30 protein-coding genes are annotated in these 26990 nt (G+C 66.6%); 5 read left to right on the top strand and 25 right to left on the bottom strand.

Features of this window, described 5'->3' with window-relative positions:
- Positions 1-17: 17 nt before the first annotated feature.
- The 4 genes from nadA to HD883_RS21185 all read right to left on the bottom strand — a co-directional run bounded on the left by nadA (position 18) and on the right by HD883_RS21185 (position 4303).
- Positions 18-1133 carry a quinolinate synthase NadA gene (nadA, locus tag HD883_RS21200; RefSeq protein WP_179588988.1) on the bottom strand — a complete coding sequence of 372 codons (1116 nt, stop codon included), beginning with the start codon at positions 1131-1133 and terminating at the stop codon, positions 18-20.
- 133 nt (positions 1134-1266) lie between these two features.
- The gene (locus tag HD883_RS21195) at positions 1267-2256 is read right to left on the bottom strand and encodes a Bug family tripartite tricarboxylate transporter substrate binding protein (protein ID WP_179588987.1); all 990 of its coding nucleotides are present in this window, start codon (positions 2254-2256) and stop codon (positions 1267-1269) included.
- 168 nt (positions 2257-2424) lie between these two features.
- The gene (locus HD883_RS21190; protein ID WP_179588986.1) at positions 2425-3000 is read right to left on the bottom strand and encodes a hypothetical protein; all 576 of its coding nucleotides are present in this window, start codon (positions 2998-3000) and stop codon (positions 2425-2427) included.
- A complete protein-coding gene (locus HD883_RS21185; protein WP_179588985.1) occupies positions 2993-4303 on the bottom strand; it encodes a 3-isopropylmalate dehydratase large subunit in 1311 nt (436 codons plus the stop codon). Before HD883_RS21185 ends, HD883_RS21190 begins: the two co-directional genes overlap by 8 nt.
- 92 nt (positions 4304-4395) lie before the next feature.
- On the opposite strand from HD883_RS21185, the gene HD883_RS21180 reads away from it, so the two are divergent.
- Positions 4396-5307 carry a LysR family transcriptional regulator gene (locus HD883_RS21180; RefSeq protein WP_179588984.1) on the top strand — a complete coding sequence of 304 codons (912 nt, stop codon included), beginning with the start codon at positions 4396-4398 and terminating at the stop codon, positions 5305-5307.
- Positions 5308-5377: 70 nt separating this feature from the next.
- Here the strand turns inward: HD883_RS21180 and HD883_RS21175 are convergent, their stop codons facing one another.
- From HD883_RS21175 to HD883_RS21160, 4 genes are all read right to left on the bottom strand, one after another.
- Complete coding sequence (locus HD883_RS21175; RefSeq protein WP_179588983.1) at positions 5378-5680, bottom strand: SelT/SelW/SelH family protein; 303 nt, start codon at positions 5678-5680, stop codon at positions 5378-5380.
- Between the two features lie 113 nt (positions 5681-5793).
- Positions 5794-6528 (bottom strand): SDR family NAD(P)-dependent oxidoreductase, encoded by a 735-nt coding sequence (locus tag HD883_RS21170; protein ID WP_179588982.1) that lies wholly within the window; start codon positions 6526-6528, stop codon positions 5794-5796.
- Positions 6518-7480, bottom strand: a complete 963-nt coding sequence (locus HD883_RS21165; RefSeq protein WP_179588981.1) for a Bug family tripartite tricarboxylate transporter substrate binding protein — start codon at positions 7478-7480, stop codon at positions 6518-6520. The genes HD883_RS21170 and HD883_RS21165 overlap by 11 nt, the downstream gene beginning before the upstream one ends.
- Positions 7481-7695: 215 nt before the next feature.
- Positions 7696-8634 (bottom strand): dihydrodipicolinate synthase family protein, encoded by a 939-nt coding sequence (locus tag HD883_RS21160; RefSeq protein WP_179588980.1) that lies wholly within the window; start codon positions 8632-8634, stop codon positions 7696-7698.
- Positions 8635-8741: 107 nt separating this feature from the next.
- On the opposite strand from HD883_RS21160, the gene HD883_RS21155 reads away from it, so the two are divergent.
- Complete coding sequence (locus HD883_RS21155) at positions 8742-9668, top strand: LysR family transcriptional regulator (protein WP_179588979.1); 927 nt, start codon at positions 8742-8744, stop codon at positions 9666-9668.
- Positions 9669-9746: 78 nt separating this feature from the next.
- Here HD883_RS21155 and HD883_RS21150 read toward each other — a convergent pair whose 3' ends face one another.
- From HD883_RS21150 to HD883_RS21110, 9 genes are all read right to left on the bottom strand, one after another.
- Positions 9747-10247: a CinA family protein gene (locus tag HD883_RS21150; RefSeq protein ID WP_179588978.1), complete on the bottom strand. Its 501-nt coding sequence runs from the start codon at positions 10245-10247 to the stop codon at positions 9747-9749.
- A 19-nt stretch (positions 10248-10266) separates the two neighbouring features.
- Complete coding sequence (locus tag HD883_RS21145) at positions 10267-10776, bottom strand: phosphatidylglycerophosphatase A family protein (RefSeq protein WP_179588977.1); 510 nt, start codon at positions 10774-10776, stop codon at positions 10267-10269.
- Between the two features lie 3 nt (positions 10777-10779).
- Complete coding sequence (thiL, locus tag HD883_RS21140) at positions 10780-11757, bottom strand: thiamine-phosphate kinase (protein WP_179588976.1); 978 nt, start codon at positions 11755-11757, stop codon at positions 10780-10782.
- A 34-nt stretch (positions 11758-11791) separates the two neighbouring features.
- Positions 11792-12259, bottom strand: coding sequence for a transcription antitermination factor NusB (gene nusB, locus HD883_RS21135; RefSeq protein WP_179588975.1), 468 nt, complete (start codon positions 12257-12259; stop codon positions 11792-11794).
- Complete coding sequence (ribH, locus tag HD883_RS21130; protein WP_179588974.1) at positions 12252-12773, bottom strand: 6,7-dimethyl-8-ribityllumazine synthase; 522 nt, start codon at positions 12771-12773, stop codon at positions 12252-12254. The genes nusB and ribH overlap by 8 nt, the downstream gene beginning before the upstream one ends.
- A complete protein-coding gene (gene ribBA, locus HD883_RS21125) occupies positions 12770-13867 on the bottom strand; it encodes a bifunctional 3,4-dihydroxy-2-butanone-4-phosphate synthase/GTP cyclohydrolase II (protein WP_373563462.1) in 1098 nt (365 codons plus the stop codon). Before ribBA ends, ribH begins: the two co-directional genes overlap by 4 nt.
- Positions 13868-14145: 278 nt before the next feature.
- Positions 14146-14907, bottom strand: coding sequence for a sulfurtransferase (locus HD883_RS21120; RefSeq protein WP_179588972.1), 762 nt, complete (start codon positions 14905-14907; stop codon positions 14146-14148).
- 36 nt (positions 14908-14943) lie between these two features.
- Positions 14944-15939, bottom strand: a complete 996-nt coding sequence (locus tag HD883_RS21115) for an XdhC family protein (RefSeq protein WP_179588971.1) — start codon at positions 15937-15939, stop codon at positions 14944-14946.
- 86 nt (positions 15940-16025) lie between these two features.
- A complete protein-coding gene (locus HD883_RS21110) occupies positions 16026-16952 on the bottom strand; it encodes a hydroxymethylglutaryl-CoA lyase (protein WP_179588970.1) in 927 nt (308 codons plus the stop codon).
- A 104-nt stretch (positions 16953-17056) separates the two neighbouring features.
- Between HD883_RS21110 and HD883_RS21105 the strand changes: the two genes are divergently transcribed.
- Genes HD883_RS21105 through HD883_RS21095 form a run of 3 tightly spaced genes read left to right on the top strand, consistent with a single transcriptional unit; the run spans position 17057 to position 19883 of the window.
- Positions 17057-18310, top strand: coding sequence for a CaiB/BaiF CoA transferase family protein (locus tag HD883_RS21105; RefSeq protein WP_179588969.1), 1254 nt, complete (start codon positions 17057-17059; stop codon positions 18308-18310).
- Positions 18307-19047, top strand: a complete 741-nt coding sequence (locus HD883_RS21100; protein WP_179588968.1) for a maleate cis-trans isomerase family protein — start codon at positions 18307-18309, stop codon at positions 19045-19047. The genes HD883_RS21105 and HD883_RS21100 overlap by 4 nt, the downstream gene beginning before the upstream one ends.
- Positions 19044-19883: an SDR family NAD(P)-dependent oxidoreductase gene (locus tag HD883_RS21095; RefSeq protein WP_179588967.1), complete on the top strand. Its 840-nt coding sequence runs from the start codon at positions 19044-19046 to the stop codon at positions 19881-19883. Before HD883_RS21100 ends, HD883_RS21095 begins: the two co-directional genes overlap by 4 nt.
- A gap of 44 nt (positions 19884-19927) precedes the next feature.
- Here the strand turns inward: HD883_RS21095 and HD883_RS21090 are convergent, their stop codons facing one another.
- The 8 genes from HD883_RS21090 to HD883_RS21055 all read right to left on the bottom strand — a co-directional run bounded on the left by HD883_RS21090 (position 19928) and on the right by HD883_RS21055 (position 26981).
- Positions 19928-20689 carry a GntR family transcriptional regulator gene (locus tag HD883_RS21090; protein WP_179588966.1) on the bottom strand — a complete coding sequence of 254 codons (762 nt, stop codon included), beginning with the start codon at positions 20687-20689 and terminating at the stop codon, positions 19928-19930.
- A gap of 81 nt (positions 20690-20770) precedes the next feature.
- Entirely contained in the window at positions 20771-21739 is a 969-nt protein-coding gene (locus HD883_RS21085) for a Bug family tripartite tricarboxylate transporter substrate binding protein (protein WP_179588965.1), read from the bottom strand.
- A 138-nt stretch (positions 21740-21877) separates the two neighbouring features.
- Positions 21878-22624: a maleate cis-trans isomerase family protein gene (locus HD883_RS21080; protein WP_179588964.1), complete on the bottom strand. Its 747-nt coding sequence runs from the start codon at positions 22622-22624 to the stop codon at positions 21878-21880.
- A gap of 25 nt (positions 22625-22649) precedes the next feature.
- Positions 22650-23297 (bottom strand): isochorismatase family protein, encoded by a 648-nt coding sequence (locus tag HD883_RS21075; protein ID WP_373563443.1) that lies wholly within the window; start codon positions 23295-23297, stop codon positions 22650-22652.
- Positions 23294-24487, bottom strand: a complete 1194-nt coding sequence (locus tag HD883_RS21070; protein WP_179588963.1) for an FAD-dependent oxidoreductase — start codon at positions 24485-24487, stop codon at positions 23294-23296. Before HD883_RS21070 ends, HD883_RS21075 begins: the two co-directional genes overlap by 4 nt.
- A 348-nt stretch (positions 24488-24835) precedes the next feature.
- Positions 24836-25429, bottom strand: coding sequence for a DUF4286 family protein (locus HD883_RS21065; protein WP_179588962.1), 594 nt, complete (start codon positions 25427-25429; stop codon positions 24836-24838).
- Between the two features lie 13 nt (positions 25430-25442).
- Complete coding sequence (locus HD883_RS21060; RefSeq protein ID WP_179588961.1) at positions 25443-26015, bottom strand: carboxymuconolactone decarboxylase family protein; 573 nt, start codon at positions 26013-26015, stop codon at positions 25443-25445.
- Complete coding sequence (locus tag HD883_RS21055; protein WP_179588960.1) at positions 26016-26981, bottom strand: Bug family tripartite tricarboxylate transporter substrate binding protein; 966 nt, start codon at positions 26979-26981, stop codon at positions 26016-26018.
- Positions 26982-26990 lie beyond the last annotated feature (9 nt).

Raw genomic sequence — 26990 nt, 5'->3', positions numbered from 1 at the left:
GCTGACGCCCGGCCTGCTCAAACAGCGCCCAGGCCTTCGACAAGCGCGCCGGGCGCCTGCCCTGCCCTGAGCCCGGCGGTAAACGCCAGCATGCGATCGACAGGCCGGCGGGCGCGTTGTCCGAGCGCAGCGTCCAGGTGAACTTCCCCGCTGCCTGATTCCAGGGCGACCGCCACGCCGGCCAACCCGTTCATCGACATCCACGGACAGTGCGCACAGCTTTTGCACGTTGCGCCGTTGCCGGCGGTGGGCGCGGCAAGAAAGGTCTTGTCCGGATTCAGCGTGCGCAGCTTGTGCAACAGTCCGGCATCGGTTGCCACGATGAACACCGCAGCATCCGTATGCGCCGCAGCCTGCAGGATCGCCGAAGTGGACCCGACGGCGTCCGCCAGTGCGATGACATCGGCGGGGGATTCCGGGTGCACCAAGACCCGGGCGCCCGGATGCTCGCCCTTCAACAACGCCAGTTCAAGCGCCTGGAATTCGTCATGCACGATGCAGGCGCCGTTCCAGCTGACCATGTCCGCCCCCGTCTGGCGCCGAACGTAGTCGCCCAGATGGCGGTCCGGCCCCCACAGGATTTTTTGGCCGGACGCGTGCAGCGCCGCCACGATCTCTAGCGCACAGCTCGAGGTCACCACCCAGTCGGCGCGTGCCTTGACGGCGGCGCTGGTGTTCGCATAGACGACAACCGTCCGGTCCGGATGCGCGTCACAGAACGCGCTGAAGGGCGCCACCGGGCAACCCAGGTCCAGTGAACACGTCGCGTCCAGATCCGGCATCAGCACCCGTTTGTCAGGCGACAGCATTTTGGCGGTCTCGCCCATGAATCGCACGCCCGACACGACCAGGGTCCCCGCCGGATGGTCCCGGCCGAAGCGGGCCATCTCCAGCGAGTCACTGACGATGCCGCCCGTTTCCTCCGCCAGATCCTGCAGGTCGGGGTGTACATAGAAATGCGACACCATGACGGCGTCGCGTGCCTTGAGCAGGTGCTTGATGCGGTCCTTCAGCATCGCGCGTTCGGCGGGCGACGGGTCCGGCGGCACGCGCGCCCAGGCAAGCCGGGTATCACAGGCCGCGCCATGCGGGCCGGGTTGCGGATAGTCGACGGGGATGAGGGCAGTGTTCATGGGACGCGACCTTACCCGCGCCCAGGTCGGGCCGGTAGTCGGCATTCCACGTGCGCCGGCTTGCCGACGCGCCGTGCGGCGGCGATCTCACATGGCGGCGCCCGGCCGCTGTCTTACCCCGCGGCGTGCCGACTCAGTTCAGCGATATGCCGATCTCGTCGCCCAGCTTTCGCGTCTTGGCCACGTAGGCCAGCAGCATGGCGTCGAATTCTGACGGCGTGCTCGACACGGCATCGGCGCCGACCTCGTTCAGCCGGTCGCGCACCTCGGGCTTGGCCAGCGCGGCGGCGATATCGCGGCTGAGCTTTTCGCGAACGGCCATGGGCGTGCCGGTGGGCACCAGCGCGCCGAACCAGTCGTCCCCCTCGTACCCCGGCAGCCCCGCCTGCGACACGGTCGGCACGCCAGGCAGGAACTTGGCGCCCGCCGCCGAGCTGCTCGCCAGAATCACCACGCGGCCGTCCTTGGCCAGCGGCAAGGCGTTCGGTCCGGGTGAAAACACATACTGCACCCGGCCCAGCATGGCATCGGTCACGGCTTCGGGTGTGCCGCGATAGGCCGCGTGCGTGCCGGGAAATCCGCCCATGCTGGCAAACAGCGCCGCGTGCAGGTGGCCGGTACTGCCGACGCCTGCCGACCCATAGATCACGCCATTGGGCGCCGCGCGCGACGCGGCCACCAGTTCGGGCACGGTCTTGACGTTCAGGGACGGCGAGACCACCAGAAAGCTGGGCGCCCGTGCCATCAGGCCGATGCCGACCAGATCCTTCATGGGGTCGAACGTCAGTTTGTGATCAAGCGCCGCGCGCACGCCAAATGCGCTGGGCACGATCAGCACCGTCTGGCCGTCGGGCTTGGTGCCCACGACATACGATGCGCCCACGACCCCGCCCCCACCCGCGCGATTTTCGACAATGACGGGAGACGCCCAGGCGTCGGCAAGGTGTTTGGCGACCAGTCGGGCCACCACGTCCGTCGTGCCGCCAGGGGTGGCCGGCACGATGAAACGCACCGGGCCGTTGGGATAGGGCGCCGGCTGCGCCGCGCCCGGACCGGCAACAAGCAGGGCCGACAGCGACAGGACGGCGGCGAGCGCCGAAGCGCGGGTGAGACAGGCTGGCATGGAGAGTCCTCTTGAATGACATTGCACGAATGCCGCCCCGGTAACGCCATGCGTCAGCCCGGCCGCAGCCCTGGCTCCCGGCTGGACGTGATCCGCCGGAATCGCCACCTGTCCCCTCACCTTCTGTCTGGTCGACGTGTCGAGCTGCCCCGGACACCCCCCGCCACGTCAGGTCGCGAGGGCTGCCCCGGTGTTGTCTGTCGTCGTGGCGGAACGCTGCCGCCACCAGTGTTCGAGCCACCCCGCATTGCCGCCCTGCGCGATCAGTTCACGCAAGGCCGCCGGCACCGGTGCGAAAGTCGCTGTCGTGCCGCGGGTATGGTTCGTAAAAACGCCAGTCAGGAAATCGATCGCAATGTCTTCACCTGTCTCGCACAGGGCGGTGATGCCCGGGCACGGCGAAAGCACGCGCAGGCCCGTGCAGATCGCGGCGCGATAGGCCTGCACCGACATCGACTCGCACAGCAACCCCAGCCCCAATGCATGCATGGCGATGTAGCCGTTGCCCTTCGGTCCCGTGCCAAAGTTGCGGCCGGTCACGATCAGGTCACCGGGCTGGCAGCGGGACGAAAAGCCCGGGTCGGTCGCTTCGAACAGATGCGGCACCAGCACCTGCGGGTCCATCTCGCGGGCCGTCACGAAGTGCGCGGGGATGACGCCGTCGGGATGCGGGACGTCATCGCCCAGCTTGTAGCAGCGGCCGCGCAGGGCCCAGATGAAGGTGTCGGGGATCCCGTCAGGCATAGGCCGCCTCCGCCAGACGCGTCAGCGGCGTGTCCGCCGTCATCTCGCGCGGGTCAGTGATGCAGCCCGTGACGGCCGACGCCGCCACCGTCAGCGGACTCCCCAGGAACAGGCGCGCACTGGTCGGCCCAAAGCGGCCCGCATTGTTGTTGGTTGCCGTCGAGATCGACACTTCACCTGCCGCCACCGGGCCGACGACCGCGTCATTACAGGGACCACAGCCTGCCGGCAGCAACATGGCGCCGGCGTCCAGGAACACCTGCATCAGCCCGTCGCCCAGCAGGCGGCGCATGGACGCTTCCGACCCGGGCACGATGAACAGCCGCACGCCATCGGCAATCCGCCGTCCTTTCAGCACACTGGCCGCGGCGGCCAGATCGTCATACATGCCCGATCCGCAGGACCCGATGAACGCATGGCTGACAGGCGTGCCGGCCGCGCTGCCTACGTCGACCGCATTGCCCACATTGCCCGGCAGGCACACCTGCGGCGCGATATCGCCCAACGCGATGCTATGGCGGGATTCAAAGACGGCGTCGTCGTCGCTGTAGACCGGGTCGAACGGGCGCTGTGCGTGCTTGCGGCAGTACGCCAGTACGGCGGCCGACGGCGGCACGAACACACCGCCCGCCCGCATTTCGGTCGGCGTGCTGCACAGCGCCACGCGGGCGCCCAGCCCGAAGGCATCCAGATCGCCGGCATATTCCAGCACCCGGTAATCCAGGTCCACGTCCCACAACCCGGCCTTGACGATGCGCGCCAGATAGAAGCCGATGTCGCGGGCATGCACGCCGTCACCCAGGCGGCCCCGCAGTTCCAGCCTGACGGTTTTCGGCACCTCGACCCAGGTCGTGCCAGTCGCCAGCACCCGTGAAATCTCGTTGCCCACGCGCAGGCCGAACGCCCCCACCGCGCCCGCATTGGTGGCGTGGGTGTCGTTATCGAAATAGAACATGCCGGGCAGGACCTTGCCCTGCTCCATCGGGAAGATGTGCCCGTGGCCGCCCCGGCCGGCATCATAGAAGTTGGCGATCTGCCATTGGCGCGCCGCCGCGCGGTTGAAGGCGCCGCGTTCCGCGGCGCGCGCGCTGCCGTAGACGACATCATGGTCGCTGACCATCATCACCTTCTCGGGCGCCGCCACGCGGCCGATCCCGATACGGTCCAGTTCGCCCTTGGCTTCGCGCACCAGGCCGTCATGGATCATGACCATGTCCGGCTCGGGGTAGACCAGATCCCCGGCGACCACGCCCGCCTGACCCGACGTGCGCGCCATCACCTTTTCGATTGCGGTGTATCCCACTGCGACCTCCACCGAGCTGCTGTGGGATCAGTGTCGGCCCTGAGCTTATATAAGTAAAATAACAATCGACTATTCATTCATCAAGGTATGCAATGAATCTGAATCTTCGGCAAGTGGAAGCCTTTGTGCAGCTGGCGCGGCTGGGCGGCTTTTCGCGCGCGGCGGCGCAACTGCATGTCAGCCAGGCCGGCTTGAGCATCCTGATCCGCAAGCTGGAAGACAAGCTGGCCATGAAGCTCGTCGAGCGCACCACGCGCAGCGTCAGCCTCACGCCCGCCGGCCACGAAATCCTGCCCATGGCCGAACGCATGCTGGCCGATGCCGAAGCCATCCTGTCCAGCAGCCGCGGCATCGTCGCGCAGCACTCCGGCCGCATCGCGCTCGCCCTGCCGCCCATGCTGGCCGGCACGGTGCTGCCCGAGGTGCTGAAACGATTTCGCGACGACCATCCCCGCGTCGCCGTCGCGTTCCGCGAATGCGTGAACGAAGAACTGATCGGCCGCATCTACGCGCGCGACGTGGAATTCGGCCTGGCCTTCGGCGTGCAAGCCAGCAGCGAACTGGTGTGCCAACCCGTGCTGGAAGACGAACTGGCCGTGGCCTGCCTGGCCACCCATCGCCTGGCCCGCAAACGCGTGGTGCGTTGGCGCGACCTGGCCGGCGAACCCATCATCACCCACGCCACCGGCAGCATCGCCCGCACCCTGACCGAAAACGCCTTCATGGAAGCCGGGCTGCTGCTGACCCCGGCTTATGAAGCGACGAATTCCTTGACGGCGCTGGCGCTGGCCGCCGAGGGCCTGGGCCTGGCGGTGGTGTCATCGGCCAGCACGCCCGCGGCCATGTCGGGGTCGCTGGTGCTGAAGGTGCTGCGAGAACCTTTGGTGAAGCGGCACCTGCAATTGGTGACCCGCCGCGGCGCAGTACTGTCGCCGCCGGCGCTGGCGTTTGTGGAAGTGTTTGCGGGGTGCATGAAGGCGGCGCGATCGGGGGCCAGACTGTGAGAGCAACCGCGCCTGAAGAGGAGGACCGCCATCCTTGGCTTGCCCCTTGTCTACCGCGACACGACGGATCTCACGTGCGATCCACGTGTCCCATGTCCCGTCCCGGATCCAGCCGGTCGCGCACGCGTTGCTTCAGCACCTTGGCTTCGGGAAAGCCGCCGTCGGCCTTGCGGTCCCAGATCAGGGTGTCGTCGTAGTGGATCTGGAAGATGCCGCCGGTGCCGGGGATCAGGGCGACTTCGCCCAATTCCGTGCTGAACGTGGACAGCAGTTCCTGCGCCATCCAGGCGGCGCGCAGCAGCCACAGGCATTGGGTGCAGTAGGTGATGGCGATGCGGGGGGCGGGTGCAGCCGTGGCGGGCGTTTCGGTCATGGGATGTCCATCGGGCAGGCGTCGGCGCCATCGTACCGCGCACGACGATGCGACGGCGCTTGCCCTGGTCCTGCCACCCGCCTTGCTGATCAAGGCGCACGCTGCGCCCTGCCTCACCGCACCAGCGACGCGCCCCCGCACAGCTGGATATCCTGCCCCGTCATGGCCTCTGCCGCGGGGGACAGCAGAAAGGCCACGGTGGACGCGATTTCTTCGGGGCGGATCAGGCGGCCGATGGGCGGCAGGCGCGGCGCGTCGGCGGCGCGGGCGGGGTCGTTCGACATCGCCGTCTGGGTGGCGGCGGGGGAAACGACGTTGATGGTGACACCGTAGGGGGCGACTTCGGCGGCCCAGCTGCGGGCCAGCGCGATCATCGCGGCTTTGGTGGCGGCGTATTGGCTGCGGCCGGCCATGCCTTGGGCGACGCGGCTGCCGAGCAGGACGACGCGGCCGTGACGGCGTTCGACCATGCCGGGGACCAGCACGTCGGCCAGGACGGACGCCGCCTGCACATGCAGCTGCCACATCAGGGCGCCGGCTGCGGCATCCAGTTGCCCGAGCGCGCCGACGCGCAGCACGCCTGCCGCATGGACGAAGGCGGCAACGTCCGTCAGCTCACGTGCGGCGGCGACCATGGCGTCGACGTTGCGCAGGTCCACGGTCATCGAGCGGAAGCCCGCATGATCGATTGTGGGCGGTGCGACGTCCAGGCCGCTGACCTGCCAGCCCTCGGCCAGCAGTCCGGTGGCAATGGCTTTGCCGATACCGGAACTGCTGCCGGTGACGACGGCGTGTCGGGTCGCCGTACCCTCTCCGGTCCCCGCCCCGGATTCAACATCATTCGGCACGAATATTCCCCTCGGTCACGATCTTGAGCGACCGCGCCATGTCATCGCGTTGAAAGGCCACGAAGTCGTCGATCGAACCGGGTTGCAGCACCAGGCCCTGCTGTTCGAGCCGGTCGCGCATGTCGCCGGCCAGGGCCTTGTTCACTTCCACGTTGAGCTTTTTGGCGATATCCATCGGCAGCTTGGACGGACCCCACAGGCCGTACCAGCTGTAGAACTCGTAGCCCGGGATGGTCTCGCCAACGGTGGGCACGTCGGGCAGCGTGCGGACGCGTGATTTGGAGGTGACGGCCAGGATCTTCAGCATGCCGCCTTTGTAGTAGGACATGGACCCCAGGATCGGGTCGATGAAGCCGGAAATCATGCCGCCGACCAGTCCCTGGTACGCAGGCGCGGAGCCTTTGTAGGGCACGACCAGGTATTCCATGTCGCCTGCGCGGCGCAGCAACTCGGTGGCGAGCTGGCCGGCCGATCCGGTCGACCCGATGGCGAAGCTGAGCTTGCCGGGGTTGGCCTTGGCATAGGCCAGCATGCCCTTGACGTCGTTGAAGGGCAGGTCTTTGTTGACGGCGACGGCCAGCGGCGCCTGGGCCACCAGCGCAACCGGCTGGAAGTCCTTGACGACGTCGAACGGGGCTTTCATGGTCATCGGCGTGGTGGTGAACGTCGAAGCGTTGAACAGCAGCGTGTAGCCGTCGGCGGGGGCCTTGGCCACCGCGTCTGCACCGATGATGCCGTTGCCGCCCGCGCGGTTTTCCACCACGAATTGCTGGCCGGTCTGTTCGGTCAGTTTCTGGGCCAGCAGGCGGCCCACGGTGTCGAGCGTGCCGCCCGGCGGGAAGGGAATCAGCATGCGGACCTGCTTGGACGGCCACGTGTCGGCCAGGGCCGCGGTGGCGGGAATCAGGGCAAAGGCGGCCACAAGGGCGCGCGCAGCAAGGGTGCGTAGCATGAAGGTGTCTCCGATATCTTTCTTATGATGGCCGCGGCACGGTGCGGCGGATTGTCGCCGTGAATCAGTGCCGTGGTGATGCAAAGGCACGATAGGGGGTGGCCCGGCCGCATCGTGATGCCGCAGACTGAAGCGGCACGATGATGCGGTCGATCGATGCTGCACGGGGCCACGATGGGGGGTCCCGGGCGAAGCGACGATGTGGGCTGCCGCTCCTAGCGCTTCAGCAGCCCTGCCTTGCGCAGCCCAACTCGCAGCGCCTCGTTGTCGGCAGCGGTCGGCGCTTCCGTGGGCGGGCGCACTGTCGGGTCTTCAATCACACCGGCCAGGTACATGCCGGCCTTCATGCGGGCATGAGCTTCACCGGTCGGCTCGCCGCCGCCGTACACCGCGTCCTTCAAGGGGGTGATCAGCGCCTGCACTTCCTGCGCCTTCTTCAGGTCGCCGGCCTTCACGGCATTCCACAGGTCGATGATCAGTTGCGGGATGAAGGTCGCGAAGCCGACCAGTGCGCCATCCACGCCCTGCACCATCGATGCCAGCAGGTATTCATCATGGCAGGTCAGGATGGCCTTGCTGGCATCGGCGTCGCGGATCGCCTGGATGTCGCGGGCATATTTGTTCATGTCACGCTGGCCCACCTTGAAGGCCGCCAGGTAAGGCAGGCGGGCCAGGTCGGCCAGCAGTTGCGACGAGTAGGACGCCCGCGTCCAAGCCGGGTAGACGTGGCACACCAGGTCCAGTTCGGGGGCCGCGCGGTGGATGGCGTCGAAGTATTCCAGCGCATGGCCTGGCGTGAAGCCGAAGCGCAGCCAGTGATGCGGCGGCATGACGTCCAGCGCCTTGGCGCCGGCAGCCTGGGCGGCGCGGGCATGTTCGGCGGCTTCGACCACGCCTTCGCACACGATGGACGAGATCACGGGCATCTTGCCTTCCAGTTCCGACGCAACGATGCGGGTGACCTCGGCGCGCTCGGCCGGCGTCAGGGAAAACACTTCCCCTGTATGACCGTTGGTCATGATCGCGACCACGCCGTCATGGCCGGCGAGCCACGACGCCAGCTTGCGCAGCGCGGGTTCGTCAATGCGGTGATCGGGCGTGAACGGGCACGAAATGGCGGGGATGATTCCGTGGTAATTGGTGATCGAGGGCATGGCGTCTCCGGTGTCTTGGTGTGAGTAGAATGACTGCATCATTGCCGCCCGCGCCCGGACGGTCCAATACTCGAATCGCATACATCTATCCACGGAGCATCGGCAGCATGGGACCCGGCAACCGGCCCCTCGACATCGAGTGGCTCGAAGACTTCGTGACCTTGGCCGAGACCGGCAGTTTTTCGCGTGCGGCCGAAGCGCGCACCATCGCGCAGCCCGCGTTCAGCCGCCACATCCGTGCACTGGAAGAATGGGTGGGCGCCGACCTGGTGGACCGCGGCGCGCATCCGGCCACGCTGACCGCCGCGGGCAAACGCTTTCTTCCCCTGACTGAAGACGTGCTCGCCCGCCTGATCGCCGCCCGCATCAAGGCACGCATGGCGCACGACCAGAGCGTGGCCAGCCTGCGCTTTGCGGCCACGCATGCGCTGTCGCTGGGCTACTTTCCGCAATGGCTGGGGCGCATCGAAGCGCAGGGTGCGCTGGGGCCGATCGAGATGATGTCGGACAGCACCCTGGGCTGCGAAGAACTGATGCTGCAGCGGCGCGCGCAATTCCTGATGTGCTATGCGCACGACGCGGTGCCGAACCGGCTGGATGAAGCGGGTGTGGCGTGGGTGAAGCTGGAAGACGACCTGCTGGCGCCCGTGTCGGCGGTGGACGCGCACGGGGCGCCCCGTTTCAGGCTTGACCAGGGCACGTCATTGCCCTTGCTGGCCTACAGCGATGCGTCGGGCGTGGGCCGCATCATGCGGGGCCGCTTGCGGGCCGTGTCCGCCAAGGATGCGCCTTTTCACACGGTGTTTACCGGCCACCACGCATTGGTGCTGAAAAGCCTGGCGCTGGAAGGACGGGGCCTGGCCTGGCTGCCCACGCGGCTGATTGCCGAGGAACTGGCCAGCGGCCGCCTGGCGGTGACGGGGGGCGAGCCCTGGCAGTTGCCGCTGGAGATCCGGCTGTATCGCCAGCCGGTGGTGATGTCGGACGCGGCCGAAGCCTTGTGGGCGACGGTCGGGGCGGTGGCGAAGGCGTAGGCCCTCACTGCCCGGTCATTGCACGGCCGGTCATTGCACGGCCGATCCTTACACGGTCGATCCTTACACGGCACATCCTTACACCGCCGGCATGTCCAGCAGTCCCCGCAGCGCGACTTGGACGGCCGCTTCGCGCACGTCGGTGCGGTCGCCGGGGAACACGTCGGTCAGCATGCGGGTGCAGCGGCCTTCGGGACTGTCCCAGGCCCAGGCAAAACACACCATGCCGACCGGCTTGCCTTCCGTCGCGCCCCCGGGTCCCGCAATGCCGGTGGTGGACACGGCCACATTGGCCTGGCTGCCTTCCAGGGCGCCAATGGCCATCTCCAGCGCCGTGGCTTCGCTGACCGCGCCGTGCGCCTTCAGGGTGTCTTCCCGCACACCGATTTCCTGCGACTTGGCGTCGTTGCTGTAGGTGACATAACCCCGGTCAAAGCAGGCGCTGGACCCCGCAATCGCGGTGATGGCGCCGGCCACGAGGCCGCCCGTGCACGATTCGGCCGTGGCCAGCACGCGCCCGCCCACGGTCAGACGATTGACGACCTGTTCGGCCAGTATCAGGGTCTTGGGATCGAACATCAGGGTCTCCGTAAAAAGGTCAGCCGAATACGCGCGACACCAGCGCAAACACCAGCACGGCGTAGAACGCGGCCACCAGATCGTCCCACATCACGCCCAGGCCGCTCTTGAACCGCTTGTCGAAATACGCGATCGGCGGCGGTTTCAGGATATCGAACAGACGGAACAGCAGGAAGCCGAACGCCTGCGCCACCGCCGTATCCGGAATCAGCCACAGCACGACCCAGAATGCGACGACCTCGTCCCAGACCAGGCCGCTGTAGTCGGCCACGCCCAGTTCACGGCCGACCCGGTCACAGGCCCACACGCCGATGCCAAAGGCCAGCAGCAAGAAAAGGGCCATCGCCCCGGGGGACGTGATCATGGACACGGGCTGCCACAGCAGCCAGGCCAGCAGCGTGCCCCAGGTGCCGGGCGCGGGCTTGATCAGGCCGCTGCCAAAACCGAAGGCAATCAGGCGGCTCAGTTTGAGGCGCATCCACCCGAACGTGGGCTGGACGAGCAGATTCTTGGTGGACGATTCAGCCATGGCTCACGCGAAATGGTCGTAGCCGCCATGCGGCAGGGGATCGATCGGGTCGCCCGACGCATCGACCAGGCGCAGGCCGGGTGCGGCGGTGATCTGGCCGATACGGGTGACGGGAACACCGGCAGCCGCCGCGGCGGCGATCACCCGGGCACGGGACCCAGGCGCGGCGGTAAAACAGAGTTCATACACGTCGCCGCCCGACAGCGCCGCCAGGCGCCGCAACGGGACCGGCAGGGCCGCGACCGCGGGCGACACAGGCACGGCGTCGGCATCGACCCGCGCGCCCACGCCGCTGGCCGTGAGCACATGGCCCAGGTCCTGCAGCAGGCCGTCGGAGATATCCAGCGCGGCGCAGGCCACGCCGCGCAGGCCCTGCCCCAGCGCCAGGCGCGGCTCGGGCCATTCCAGGGCGCGGCGGGTAGCGGCGAGCAGGGCGGAACGGTCTGCGCCCGGCGGGAAAGCGTCTTCGCCCAGCAACAAGCGCAGCGCAATATCCGCATCGCCCAGGCAGCCAGACACCCAGATGTCGTCGTCCGGCCGCGCGCCGTCGCGCCGCAGGGCGTCATCGGGCGCCACCGTGCCAAAGATCGTGATGGAGATGACGATGCCGTCCTGCCCGCGCGTCGTGTCACCACCGATCAGCGGACAGGCGTGGCGGTCGGCCAGGGCGTACATGCCCCTGGCAAAGCCGGCCAGGAAGTCGTGGTCGATGCGGGGCAGCGCCAGCCCCAGCACGAAGCCCGCGGGCTGGGCGCCCATGGCGGCCAGGTCCGACAGGTTGACCGCCAGGGACTTGTGGCCCAGCGCCGCCGGGTCCACATCGGAAAAGAAATGCCGGCCTTCCACCAGCAGGTCCGTGCTGATCGCCATGGCGCCCGGCTGCGTGGGCAGCAGCGCGCAATCGTCGCCCACGCCCAGAACGCCGGGCGGGGCGGGCCGGCTGAAGTGCCGGCGGATCAGGTCGAACTCGCCGTCGGCCATGCTCAGGCGCGACGCACTGGCGCGGCCGCAGCCATCAGCGACGCAGGGACTGCACTTCGTTGGGCCGCACTTCGGCCGCCAGCTTGTCCAGCACGCCGTTCACGAACTTGAAGCCGTCGGTGCCGCCAAACGACTTGGCCAGTTCCACGGCCTCGTTGATGACGACCTTGTACGGGATCTCGACGTGGGTCGACAGCTCGTACGCGCCGATCAGCAGAATGCCGTGTTCGACCGGCGACAGTTCATGGACCGGGCGGTCCAGGAACGGCGCGAACTTTTCGCGCAGCACGGCGGCGTCACGCACCGCGCCGTGCAGCAGCGCGCGGTAGTGCGCCAGGTCGGCTTCGTCGAAACCTTCGGCGTCGCGCATGTGGGCGTCGATTTCGCCGGCTTCTTCAGGGTTGCCCCCTTTCACCAGCCATTCGTACATGCCTTGCAGGGCGAACTCGCGCGCACGACGGCGTGCGCTGCGCGCGTTCTGCCGTTGGGTGCTGTCATTCATCCTGGTCGTCCTCGTCAACAAAACGGGGATCTTCGTCGTCCTCGTCGTCTTCTTCCGGCTCCAGGCCGGCCAGCAGGTTCGCCATTTCAACGGCGGCCTGGGCGCAATCGCGGCCCTTGACCTCGGCGCGTTCCAGCGCCTGGGCTTCGGTGTCGACGGTCAGCACGCCGTTGGCGATCGCAATGCCGGTTTCGAGCGACACGCGCGTGATGGCGGCGGCGCTTTCATTGCTGACCACTTCGAAGTGATAGGTCTCGCCGCGCACCACCGCGCCCAGCGCGATCAGGGCGTCGAATTCGCCGGTGTTGGCCAGTTGCGCCAGGGTCACGCCCAGTTCCAGTGCGCCAGGCACGGACACGACCATGATGTCCTGTTCGTCGACGCCCAGCTTGCCGAGTTCGGCCAGGCAGGCATCCAGTTCGATTTCGCCGATGTTTTCATTGAAGCGCGCACGGACCACGCAGATGTGCAGCCCTTCGCCGTTCAGATCGGGAGTGAGGGTATAGGGATTCATGATGCGGCATCGTCCTGTGCGGAGTGAGAGTCATGACCGGCTTCATAGCCGGTCACGGTAAGGGAAAAGCCTGCCATGCTGGGCATCTTGCGCGGCTGCGCAAGCAGCTTCATCTGGCAGACATCGAGATCTTTCAGGATCTGGGCGCCAATGCCGTAGGTGCGCAGGTCGACACGCACGGGGGCGGTCCCGGTGCGTGCGCCAGTGCGGTCCATGTCGGTCAATTGCTGGAATTCCTGGAACAGGTCACCGGCGGCGCCATCGCAGTTGAGCAGGATCACGACGCCGGATTCGGCCGCCGCGATCGCTTCCAGCGCGGCCGGCACGCTCCAGCTGTGCGTGCTCTTGTCGACTTCCAGCAGGTCCAGCACCGACGTGGGTTCATGCACCCGCACCAGCGTTTCGCGGTCGGGCTGGATGGTGCCGTGGACCAGGGCCAGGTGCGGCGCGCCGCTGGGCGTGTCGCGATACAGCACGCAGCGGAAGTCGCCATGCACGGTGTGGATCACCCGTTCGGCCACCCGCTGCACCATGGATTCGTGTTCGCTGCGGTACTGGATCAGGTCGGCAATCGTGCCGATCTTCAGGCCGTGCTGCTTCGAAAATTCGATCAGGTCGGGCAGCCGCGCCATGGTGCCGTCTTCGTTCAGCACTTCGCAGATCACCGAGGCGGGCGTCAGGCCGGCCAGCGCCGTCAGGTCGCACCCGGCTTCGGTATGGCCGGCGCGCATCAGCACCCCGCCGTTGGCGGCCTTGAGCGGAAAGATGTGGCCAGGCTGCACCAGGTCGGAAGGCTTGGTGTCGCGGGCCACGGCCACCTGCACGGTGCGGGCGCGGTCGGCGGCCGAAATGCCGGTGGTCACGCCGGTGGCCGCTTCGATCGACACCGTAAAGTTGGTGCCGTGCTTGGTGCCGTTGGCGCTGACCATCAACGGCAGGGCCAGCTGGCGGCAGCGCTGTTCGGTCAGGGTCAGGCAGATCAGGCCGCGGCCATAACGCGCCATGAAATTGATGGCTTCGGGGGTGACGTGCTCGGCGGCCATGACCAGGTCGCCTTCGTTTTCACGGTCTTCTTCGTCGACCAGGATCACCATGCGGCCCGCGCGCAGCTCGGCAATGATGTCCGATACCGACGCGATGGCCGATCCCTCGAAAGAGACGGCCGGCGCGGCGTGGTTCGGCACGGCGGGAACGGCGGCGGCAACTGGATCAAATGCAGACATGGGCGGGGGTCCGGCGGGGTTGGCTCGGCGCGGCGTCGAATCTTGTATGCGACGCGGGTCGGCTAAGGAAGGAAACCGCGCATTTTACCGCCTGAAAGCGAAAATCTTCAGCGCGGGTGGGACAACGGTGTCCAGGTGGCTTTTTGACGTCAGGCGGCGGGGGCGTTCACGCGGGGCTGCAGCCCGGCATCCAGGGTCTCGCGCTCGTCGAACACGAAGCAGCTGCCGTGGAATCCGGCGCCCCCGGTTTCCTCGAAATACTTCAGGATCCCGCCTTCCAGCTGGTAGACGTGATCGATGCCCGCATCGGCCATGTAGATCGCCGCCTTTTCGCAGCGGATGCCGCCCGTGCAGAAGCTGACCACCGTCTTGCCTTCCAGCTCGGCCCGATGCGCCTGCACTGCGGCCGGAAATTCGGTGAACTTGCCGATGCGCCAGTCGATGGCGCCTTCAAACGTGCCTTCGTCCACTTCGAACGCATTGCGGGTGTCGAGCATGACCACGTCCCGCCCTTCATCATCCTTGCCCTGCTGCAGCCAGCGGGCGGCGGTGCGCGCATCGACCGCGGGCGCGCGGCCGGCGGCGGGGCGGATCGTCGGGTGGTCCATGCGGATGATTTCGCGCTTGATCTTGACCAGCAGCTTGCGAAACGGCACGCCGTCCGACGTGCTGAATTTGACTTCCAGGTCGTCCAGCAGGCCCGGGAACGCCGGGCCGTTGCGCAGCCAGTCCAGCCAGCCGTCGATCGCGGCGCGCTCGCCCGCCAGGAACAGGTTGATGCCTTCTTCGGCCAGCAGCACCGTGCCCTTCAGCCCCGCGGCGGCGGCCTGCTCGCGTACGGCCTGCTGGCGTTCCGGCAGGCGGTCGAGCGACACGAATTTGTAGGCGGCGATGTTGACGATGGCGGGCACAGCGGACTTCCAGAACAAAACGATCAGCCGGCCATTTTACGCGGAAGCGGTTTGGTTTTCGTCCTCGCCCTCGCCTTCGAACTGCACGTGGTGGAAGCCATACCGTTCGGCCGTCATGTGCGCGATGATCGCCACCGCGATTTCCGGCGGCGTGCGGGCGCCGATGCGCAGGCCCACCGGCCCGTGCAGGCGGTCGATCTGTTCCGGGCTCACATCGAATTCCAGCAGCCGTTCGCGGCGGCGCGCCTGGTTCTTGCGCGATCCGATGGCGCCCACATAGAAGGCGTCGGACTTCAGCGCTTCCATCAGCGCCAGGTCGTCCAGCTTGGGGTCGTGCGTCAGCGCCACTACCGCCATGTGGCGATCCGGGCGCATTTCAATCACGGTGTCATCGGGCATGGTCCGCACCAGGGTCGTCCCGGGCACGCTCCAGTGGTCCGCATATTCTTCGCGCGGATCGCAGATCACCACGTCGTAATCCAGCGCGCGCGCCATCTGCGCCAGGTATTGCGTCATCTGTCCGGCGCCGATGACCAGCAGGCGCCAGCTCGGGCCGTGCGTGGAAATCAGGCTGCTGTCGGTGATTTCGAACGCGTCTTCGCCCTTGGCCGGGCTGTGGGTCACCTGGCCGGACGCAATGTCCAGTTCGCGCCGCACCCGCTTGCCGGCATCCAGGTCGGCCAGCAATTCGTCCAGCCGCGTGGCGGGCGTGACGGGTTCCAGCACCAGTTCCAGCGTGCCGCCACAGGGCAGGCCGAACCGGTTGGCTTCTTCGGCCGATACGCCATACCGGGTCAGGGCCGGGGCGTCGGAAGGCAGTTCGCCCTGGCGGGCCTTGATGATGAGGTCATCTTCGATACAGCCGCCCGACACCGATCCGGCGATCGACCCGTCATCGCGTACAGCCACGACCGACCCGATCGGCCGGGGCGCCGAGCCCCAGGTGCGGGTGACGGTCCCCATGACCACCCGGTGCCCTTCCCGCTGCCAGGCCGCGACGCGCCGCAAGACGTCAAGGTCGACGTTGTCCATAGTTCATCCTCATGTGCTGGAGCGCGGCAGAACCGCGCGATGGGCACCATGATAATGCGGCGCGGCAGTAAGCCCTCCCTATGCACCTACGCCGCGGCAGGAAAACGCCCTGCCCGGGCCAGCCCGCTCATCGGCGGGTGGCCCAGCCGGTCACCCAGCCAGCCCGCCGTATCGATCAGCATTTGCAGATCGACACCCGTATCGATCCCCATGCGTTCGAGCAGATACACCACGTCTTCGGTCGCGACGTTGCCCGTGGCCGCCGGCGCAAACGGGCAGCCGCCAAAGCCGCCGATGCTGCTGTCGAGGGCGTGCACGCCAGCTTCAACCGCGGCCAGCACGTTGGCCAGCGCGGTGCTACGGGTGTTGTGGAAGTGGCAGCGCAGGCGCATGCCGGCATCCAGCGCCTTCGCCCCCGCCAGCAGTTCGCGCACTTGCGTGGGCACGCCACACCCGATGGTGTCGGCAAACGCAATTTCGTCCGGCCGCGCGGGCAGCAGCGATTCGACCAGGCCCAGCACCTTGGCCGCGGGCACTTCGCCTTCAAAGGGGCAGCCAAACGCGGCGGCGATCGTGACCGATGCCGGGATGCCCGCCTCGCGCGACTGCGCCAGGATGGCGGACGCGGCGGCCACCATGTCGGCAATGCCCGCGCCCTGGTTCTTGCGCGAAAAGGTCTCGCTGGCCACCACCACCACATTGATCTCGTCGCACCGCGCCGCGCGCGCCCGATCAAAGCCGGCCTGATTCAGCACCAGCCCGATCAGGGCCGCATGACCCGGCTCGGCCCGCGCACCCGCCATGACGGCTTCGGCATCGGCCATCTGCGGCACGCGTTTGGGGCTGACGAAACTGGTGGCCTCGGTACGGCGCAGGCCCGCGGCGTGGATACGCCGCAGCAGCTCCAGCTTGTCGTCGGTCGACAGCACCACCTTTTCGTTCTGGATGCCGTCGCGAGGGGATACCTCGATCAGTTCGACGCGTCGCGCCGCGTGTTGTCCTTCGGTTGTCATGGCTGCCTCCAAGCATGCATTCCCAGCGGTCAGCGGATAGTATAGTATTTGTCCGGACAAAGCATCCGACTCACTTGAGTGACCACCAGACCACAAGGAATGCCATGGACGAAGCGCGAGATGCCACCCGGTCGGGCCCCCTGACCGACCTGCGGGTCATTGAAATGGGCCAGTTGCTGGCCGGTCCGTTCTGCGGCCAGCTGTTTGCCGATTTTGGCGCCGAAGTCATCAAGGTCGAACAGCCCGGGCTGGGCGATCCGATGCGTGAATGGGGCCGCGAAAAGCCGCACGGCAAGTCGTTGTGGTGGCCGGTGGTGGCGCGCAACAAGAAGTCGGTGGAGATCAATGCGCGCGAAGCGGAGGGCCAGGCGCTGATCCGCGACCTGGTCAAGGATGCCGACATCCTGCTCGAAAATTTCCGGCCGGGCACCATGGAACGCTGGGGCCTGGATTACGCCACGCTGCGCGAGCTGAATCCACGGCTGATCATGGTGCGGGTGTCGGGCTACGGGCAGACCGGGCCCTATGCCTCGCGCGCCGGTTACGGGGCGATCGGCGAAGCCATGGGGGGCCTGCGCTATGTGGTGGGCGACCCCTCTACCCCGCCCAGCCGCATGGGCATTTCAATCGGCGACACGCTGGCCGCCACCTTTGCCTGCCTGGGCGCGCTGACGGCGCTGCATCATGTGCAAAAGACCGGCCGCGGCCAGATCGTGGACAGCGCCATCTATGAAGCCGTGCTGGCCGTGATGGAATCGCTGGTGACCGAGTACGACCAGACCGGCTATGTGCGCGAACGCACCGGCGCGATCCTGCCGAACATTTCTCCGTCCAATGTGTACCCGACCAATGACGGGCGCTTCACCTTGATCGCCGCCAACCAGGACACGGTGTTCAAGCGGCTGGCCACGGCCATGGACCGCGCCGATCTGCTGGCCGATCCGCGCTACATCACGCACACCGCGCGCGGTCAGCATCAGACCGAACTGGACGACATCATTGCCGCGTGGACCCGCACCCTGAGCGCCGACGCGCTGGCCGCGCTGATGGAACAGCACGGCGTGCCCTACGGCGACATCTACCGCGCGCCCGACATGCTGGCCGATGCCCACTTCAAGGCCCGCAATGCGATCGCCGACGTGCTGCATCCGGCCTTCGGTTCGCTCAAGATGCAGAACGTCGCGCCGCGCCTGTCCGAAACCCCGGGCAGCATCGTGTCGTGCGGACCGGAACTGGGCCAGCACAACCGCGAAGTGTTCGAAGGCATCCTGAAGATGGACCGTTCAACATTGAGCGCGCTCATGGAAAAGGGCATTATCGGGACCCTGGACAAGGATGCTGCCGAGGTCCCCGCATGACACCCCTCCGGTTAGGCGTGATCGCGCCGCCCACCAATACCGTCAACGAAAAGGAATGGGCGACGCTGCTGCCGGCTGGCGTGTCCATGCAGTTCACCCGCATGGCGCTGCACGCGAACACGGATACGCCGTCCGGCAAGCAGGCCCTGCACGACGACCTGGCCACCGCCATGACCCAGCTGCGCAACGAGGGCGCCGATGTCATGGTGTACGCGTGCACGGCCGGGTCCATGACGATTCCGCATCACGACCTGCCCGACTGGATGGCCCGGACGGCGGGCGCTCCGGCCGTCACCACGGCTGCGGCTATCGTGGACGCGCTGCGTTTCCTGGATGTGAAACGTGTGGCCGTGGCCACCCCGTATCACGATGCCTTGAACGACCACGAAACCCACTTTCTTGAACACGCGGGGTTCAAGGTACTGGCCTGCAAGGGGTTGGGCATCGGCGCGAACGGACCCCACGAATATGTGCAGATCGCCAAGGTGCATCCGGCAGCGATTCAGGCGCACGTCAGGTCGGTGCATCAAGATGGCGCTGACGCACTGCTGGTGTCGTGCACCGATTTCCCGACGCTCGGCCTGATCGATGCGCTGGAACAGGAATTCGGCATCCCGGTGCTCTCGTCCAATACCGCCACTCTCTGGGCCGCCCTGCGCGCCGGCGGCGTCCATTTCCAGGATGCCCCGGTGCCTGCATCGGGCGGCCAGCTCTTCAACCCTGGGAATCAAGCATGAACGAATCGGATCTGTCGTTGAAGGATCGTGTCGTCGTCGTTACGGGCGGCACGCGCGGGCTGGGCAAGGAAATGGCGCTGGCGCTGCTGGCCGCCGGCGCGCGGGTGGCCATCACCGGATCGGAAATCACGCCCGCCATGGATGCGACGCTGGCCGAAGGCCGGGCATTGGCCGGTGAAGACCGCATGTTCGCGGTGGCGGCCGACGTGGCCGATCCCGGCGACTGCCGCCGGGCCATCGACCAGATCATCGACGTGTTCGGCGCGGTGCATGTGCTCGTCAACAACGCGGGCCGCGGCATGCGGCTGATCAGCGAGACCTTCAACACGCAGCCCACCCGCTTCTGGGAAGCCGATCCCATTGCGTGGCGCAAGATCATCGATACCAATGTGAACGGCCCGTTCAACATGGCGCATGCCATCACGCCGCACATGCTGGCGCAGGGCTTTGGCAAGATCATCAACGTGTCGACCAGCGACGTGACCATGGTGCGCAAGGGCTACGCGCCCTATGGCCCATCCAAGGCCGCGCTGGAAGCCGCATCGCGGGTGTGGGCGCAGGACCTGGCCGGCACGGGCGTGACCGTCAATGTGTACCTGCCGGGCGGCGCGGCCGATACCGACCTGCTGCCCACCGGCCCCGACAAGAAGGGCGCCGATGGCAAACTGCTGTCGCCGGCCATCATGCGGCGGGGCATTCTGTGGCTGTGCTCGGACGCGTCCAACAGCCATACCGGCGAACGCTACACGGCGCGGTTGTGGGACGAGGCCTTGCCGGCGGATCAGGCCGCGGCCGGTGCACGATCGGCGGCGGTGGAAAAGCCTGCGATCATGTGAGCCGCGGGACGCAGGATGCGGGACGCAGGACGCAGGACGCAAGCCTAGCGCTTGCGTTCGATCTGCATCTTGTAGCTGAAGCTGTCGGCCGGATGCCAGTTGAACGACGCGATCTGTACGCCTTCGGCCGAAAAGTATTGCCGGATCAGGCACAGCGCGATCGCGTCGTCACTTGCCCCAAACACATCCAGCAGATGCGCGGGCATCCGTTCGCCCCGGATCTCTTGGGTTGCATGGGTCAGGGGTTCCTTGCTGCGCTCTTCGATGTGCGCATAGAACGGCCCGACACAATCGGGAAGCTCGGGCCCGACCCAGGCCAGGCGTTCCGGAATGAAAGAACTGGTGCAGCAGATCGGCGTGCCGCCCGGCGCGGTCCAGCGCACGCTGTCCACCTGCAGCCAGCGCTCGCCGGGCTCGGCGCCCAGGGTGCGCGCGATCTCTTCGGTCAGCTCGACCAGCGTGCTTGAACGGATCAGTACATAGGTGTCCAGCGCGAACTGGAACAGATCGGCCAGCGAACTGATGGACTGCTGATACGCCCGCTGCGAATGCGCCGCGATCACCACCGTGCCGATGCCCTTGCGGCGCGTCACCATGCCATGTTCGACCAGATGGCTCAGCGCCGCGCGCACCGTATAGCGGCTCACATCGAATTCTTCGCACAACTCGCTTTCGGTCGGCACGTGGCTGCCCACCGGATAGATCCCCTGCGCCACACGTTCGGTCAGCGTCTTCAGGATCTGGCGATAGCGAGGGCTATCGTCGGCGGGTGCGACGTCAGCCGTCTTGTGTTTTTTTGCCGGCATACCGCTGTCATCCTCAACCATGCATTATTCGACTAGCCCGGGAAGATACCACTTCCCACGGTGGGTCCCGGGCGCCGACGCTTACTCCGGCTTGACGCCAGCGTCCTGCAAGGCCTTGGTCAGACGCACCGACTCCTTGTCGATGAACGCCACGAAATCGGCAGTGGTGCCGCCGGTGGCGTCGGCGCCGCCGTTGGTGATGGCGGTCTGCATGGCCGGCGACGCAAGGATCTTGGCTGCGACCGACTGCAGCTTTTCGATAATGTCGGGCGGCGTGCCGGCGGGGGCCAGCAGGCCGAACCAGCCGGTCAGTTCATAGGGCACGCCCAGCACTTCCGATACGGTCGGCACATCCGGCATCAGGGGCGAGCGTTTGGCCGACGTGACCGCCAGCGGGCGCAGCTTGCCGCTGTTCACGAAGGGCACGGCCACCGGCGTGTTGACGATGCCAAATTGCAGGCTGCCGCCCAGCAGGTCGGTCGTGGCCTGCGCGTTGCCGCGATAGGCCAGGTGCACGATGTCCACGCCGGTGGCCGACGCCAGCAGCACGCCCGACAGATGGCCCGAACTGCCGTTGGCGGGCGATCCATAGTTGAAGCTGCCCGGCTTGGCCTTGGCCAGCGCAATGAATTGCTTCAGGTCCTTGGCGGGCGAGTCGGGCGTGACCGCGATCACGTTGGACATGCCGCCCACCGAGATGATCGGCGCAAAGTCCTTGATCGGGTCATACGGCAGCTTGTTGAACAGCGCCTTGTTGGTGGCCAGCGTAATGCCGTTGACCAGCAGCGTGTAGCCGTCGGGCGCGGACTTGGCCACGTAATCATTGCCGATATTGGTGCCGGCGCCGGCGCGGTTTTCGACCACGAAGGGCACGCCCATCGCTTCGGACATCTTGGTCGACAGGATGCGGCCCAGGAAGTCGGCCGTGCCCCCGGGCGCCGAGGGCACGATCACGTGCACCGGTTTCGACGGGTAGGCTTGGGCCAGCGCAGGGGAGGTGGCCAGGCTGGCGGCGGTCAGGCATAGGGAAGTCAGCGCAAGTCGGATCATCTCGTTTCTCGGTCAGAAGGGTCAGGAAAGGTCGAAGCCAAAAACAGGTCGATGCCAAAAGCCGTCCGGCGGGCGCCATGCGCCTGCCTGTCTCCTGCGGGGGTCGAGTCGCGGTCTTGATGCCGGCTGTCTGGAAAATCAGTAGTGCGACAGCAGCTTGCCAAAGCCCTGGATCTTGTCGTCGATGCCGTTCTGCCGCAGCGCCCACCAGTAGGTCGCGGTGTTGATCGCGATCACGGGCTTGCCCAGCCAGAATTCGGCAATGCCGGCCACGCGCGCCATGGCCAGGTTGGTGCCGACCTGTACGATCGCGTCAACCGTCGGGTCGTCCACCTCGATGATCGCGTCGCGCAGTTCGGCTTCGCTCACATGCGCGATCAGCATCGGACCGGGGCACTTCAGGCCCTTCAGGTTGACGACTTCGAAGCCGCAATCCGCAAAGAATTTGCGCACCTGCTGGTCGCCCACCGGCATGTAGGGCGTGATGACCGAAATGCGCTTGATGCCGCCATAGGCTTTCAGGGCGGCGCGGCAGGCATCCGATCCCATCGCGACCTTGACGCCGGCGCGCGCTTCCACGCGCTGCTGCAATTCGACGGATCCGTCCAGGCCGTCCCAGAAGGTTTCGGCCGACATGCCCATGACGATGTAGTCGGGGCTGCAGGTCATGACCGCATCGACCGAGTCCATCAGCGTCGAGCGGATGTCGTTCATCAGCTTGTTGAAATCGTCATCGTTCCGGACCGGATTGTCGGGAATGACGATGCGTGAAAAGTGGTTGGTGACACCGACCGGCCGCATCGAGTCGAATTCGGGTTGCACCGAGGTATTCGTGCTGGGGGCAATGACGCCGAACTTGCGGCGGTAGCCAAGACTGTCAGTCATGCGGGTTCCTTAGCGATCTGAGGATTCAACGATGGATCAGGGCGTCGACCGACGACAGGTCGGCATACTTCTGCCCCATGTCGAACAGGTTCGCGTCATGCGGGCCGATCGCCCGGTCGCCGGTGGCGTCCACCGGCAAAATGGTGCGGAAGTTGTGGGCCACGCTGTCGATCACGGTGGCGCGCACGCAGCCCGACGTGGTGCAGCCGGACACCACCAGCGTGTCGGCGCCGCGCCAGTGCAGCCAGCCGGCCAGCTCGGTGCCAAAGAAGGCCGATGCCTGCCGCTTGCGCACGATCAGCTCGCCCGGCATGGGTTCCAGTTCCGGCACGATCTGGCTCAAGGACGAGTGCTCGGTCAGCTTGAGCAGGCCGGGCACCTTGCTGGTGAACGCATTGGCATCCGACGCGTCATCGGCGTACACGACACGGGTGTGCGCAATCGGCCATCCCTGCGTGCGGGCGTGGGCCAGCAGCTTGACGGTCTGCGTAATGGCGGCAGCAATGTTGCCGCCGCCAAAGTGGGCGGGGTCGGCAAAGGCCACCACAAAGTCGACGATCACCAGCGCCGGGGTCTTGCCGAAGCCGACGCTCTGCCCCATGCCCTGGCGGCGGTACACGTCGAGTTCGTCGTTGGCGGCATCGGGGGCCGGGTTGTGCGAAGTCGTGTTCATGCCACGGTATCCAGGTCGCGCAGCGATTGGATCATGGACGATTGCAACAGGTATTCGCGATGCTTTGCCGGGTCCCGCACGGTGGCGCGCAGGCTGTCGTGATGCGCGCGGCGCGCGGCCGGATCGCGTTCGTTCAGCACCTTGCGGTTGCGCAGCGCCTGCATCTGCACAGTCTCGACCGCCACCTTGCGGCGTTGCCGTTCATACCGTTCCATGGTGTCCAGCGGCGCGCCCTTCCAGACGTCAGACAGCTTTTCCGCCAGGTTCATGGCATCGTGGATGCCGCCGTTCATGCCCATGCCGCCCAGCGGATTGTTCAGGTGCGCCGCGTCGCCCGCCAGGAACACCCGGCCCTGCACGTAGTGCTCGGCCACGCGTTCATGCACGCGGTAAGCGGTGCAATGCGCGATCTCGTAATTGCCGTCGATGGGGTTCAGTTTCTGCAGGCGCGCTTCGATCGCATCGGCCTGCTTGATGACGTCTTCGGGCTGGCTGGGATCGGTCGGCAACAGCACGCGCCACAGGGTGGGCGTGCGCAGCAGTACGGCCCATTCTTCCGGATCCGAAATGTAGGCGATGTTGCTCAGCCCGCCGATGTCGTCGCTGAAGGAATGCGGGGTCGACATCGACAGATAGATCTCGGGAATCGTCATGCCATCGAAGGCCACGCCCAACGATTTGCGCACCGTGCTGCGCGCGCCATCGGCGCCGATCAGGTAGCGGCCACGATGGGTTTCGTTCACGCCATCGGGCATCGTGACGGTCAGCGTCACGCCGTCGTCATCCTGCTCGACGGCCGTGGCGCTGGCGCCGTAGATGAACTCGGTGCCAGCGGCTTCGAGCTTGGCGCGCAGCAGCCGCGTCAGCTTCCATTGCTCGCATTGCAGCCGATACGGATGCCGTGTGTCGTTGGCCAGCACGGCCAGATTGAAGGTGACGATGGGGCCTTCCTGCCGGTCGCGGAATTGCCATTCCGGGCAGATCAGCCCTTGCGCGATGCAGGCATCGGCCACGCCAAAACGGTCGAGCATGTCGAGCGTGGGCGGATGGAAGGTCGACGCGCGCAGGTCTTCGGGCAGCTCGCGGCTCAACTCGAACACGGTCACGGGAATGCCTTCACTGGCCAGATAGGTGGCGGCCACCAGTCCGACCGGACCCGCGCCAACGATAAGTACGCGATCACGCGCCATACAGCCGTTCTCCTGAAGTCATCCGGGGCAGCGCCACGGCACGGCACGCTGCCGACATGGCTCACATCCTAAGACGAAATCTTTGTCCGGACAATATAAATATGCGTTGGCGGACCGGGCGTCCGGCGGCGTGTCGGCGCGGTGCCGGATGGCGCGTGACAGGCGCACCAGAACGGATCGCGGTGCAGCATCCGGCGGATCACGGCGGGCCAAGGGGAAGACGGCGATGCGTGCGCGCAATAGGCGCAAAGTGGTGCATGGCAGCGCGGCGCGCGCACCGGCATGCGACGCGATGGCGGAGGCAAAAAAAAAACGGGTCCCGAAGGACCCGATCCATGCTGGCGGCGGCTACAGCTCCATCGTCAGCACATGATGGAACATGGTCCGCTTGGGGTTGCGGAACAGGGGGCGCACACGATCGCTCCACGGCGACGCACGCACTTTCAACCACGCCGGCGACCCGAAGGTTTCCTGCGTTTCCAGTTCATACAAGGCGTGATACCTGGGCGACCCGGTGGGGTCGGACAGGCGCTGCGCCAGCACGGTCCCGGGCACCGACGCCAATCCCGGCAGGTGTTCCTGGTCGTACCACGCATTCAGGTCGTCTTCGCCGCCTTGCGCGACGTCGGTTTCGACCACGTAATGGAACGGCGCCGGCTGGCCTGCCGATGCGCCGGCAACCGACATCATCATCTGCAGCGGCATTAGCTGCGCGCCGGGTTCGGTACGCGCCAGCGCGTCCTGCAGCGGCCCCAGGTGCGGCACGCCCGGTTGACGCAGCGCCAGGTACACATACGATTCGACCGACTCGATCGCCGCATGCGCCGCGATGTGGCGCAGCGGCGGCGCCACATCCCGCAGCGCCGCGGCCAGTTCGCGCACGCCGGCGGCGTCGATGCGACGCGCAGGCAGCTTGAGCAACAGCACGTCGATGGAAGTCATGCGCGTCTCCGTCTCAATGGCCGATATGCATCGCGACCAGGAAGCGCGACACCATGTTGTAGGCCGCCACTGTGGCGGTCAGCTCCACCATGCCCTGCGGACCGAAGTGGTCTTGAAGCGCGTTGAACTGCGCATCGGGCACTTCGATCTCGCGGGTCATGGTGTCGGTCAAGGCAAGCACCTGCCGATCCAGATCGTCCAGCTCGATACCGCGAATGGCGCCATCGGCATCCTCGCGCAGCGCATCGATCGCAGCCTGCGACACACCGCCCTTGAGCGCATGCGGCACGTGCGCGTCGAACTCATAGGCGGCGCGATTGAGCATCGCGACACGCAGGATCACGAGTTCGCGATGCCGGGCCGAGATGCCCGTTTTGTTGCGGATCGCGGTCAGCATGGCTTCCCAGCCTTCGACCACGGCCGGGCTGTTCAGCAGCACCTGGTACAGCGGCGAGATGCGGCCGCGCGCACCCTGGATGCGGGCTTCCATCTCGGCCAGTTCCGGCCGCGTGCCGGGCTCGACCAGCGCGACGCGCGGGCCGTGTGTCGCGTTCGGGTTCGCGTTCGGGTTCGTTGAAGTTGTCATTCATTCCGCCTTGATGTTCTTGGCCTTGATCAGGCCGCCCCACTTGGCCGTGTCCGACGCCATCAGCTTGCCCAGTTCGTCGGGCGTCGATGGCGCGGGTTCGGTCCCCAGCGCAATCAGCTTGCTGCGCACGGCCTCGTTGCCCAGCGACTTACGCACGGCAGCATTCAACTTGTCGATGGTGGCCTTGGGTGTCTTGGCCGGCACGACAATGCCATACCAGTTGTTGGATTCAACATCCTTGATGCCCAGCTCGCCCAGTGTCTTGACGTCAGGCAGCAGCGGATGGCGCTTGGGCGATGCAATGCCGATGGCCTTGAGCTTGCCGCCCTTCACGAAGTTGATCACGCCCGGCACGTCGCCAAAAAAGCCGGCCACCTGATTGCCCATCACGTCGTTGATCACGGGCGCCGCGCCCTTGTACGGCACGTGCAGCACGTTGGCGCCGCTGGACGCCGCGAACAGTTCCATCGTCAGGTGCGGAATGCTGCCCACGCCCGACGATCCGATCGCCACGGCCTGCTTGGCCGTTTTGGAACGGGCCACGAAATCCTTGGCGTCGGTAGCCGGATTGGACGGGTTCACCACGAACAGTTCGGCGTTGTTCACCACCAGCGACACGGGGGCAAAGTCCTTGGCCGGGTCATAGGGCAGCGTTTCGTACAGGGCCGGGCTGACCGCCACGGCGCCCACGCTGGTCAGCAGCATGACGGTGCCATCGGCCGGGCCACGGGCCACGGTGTCGGCGCCGATGTTGCCGTTGGCGCCCGCGCGGTTTTCAACGATCACGCGCTCGCCCAGTTCTTCGGACAATTGCTGCGCAAGGATGCGGCCGACTAGGTCAACCGGCCCCCCCGGCGGAAAGGCCACGACCATGCGGGTCACGTTGTTCTGGGCCTGGGCGCCGCCGATCAGGGCAAGGCTGGCAGCGACCGCAAGCAGGCTGGTACGCAAAAATGCTTTCATGGATACGTC

The organism is Pigmentiphaga litoralis (genome assembly GCF_013408655.1).
GTDB lineage: Bacteria > Pseudomonadota > Gammaproteobacteria > Burkholderiales > Burkholderiaceae_B > Pigmentiphaga > Pigmentiphaga litoralis_A.
Note: the sequence above shows the minus strand (reverse complement) of the source record. Positions and strands in the feature narration are given on the sequence as shown.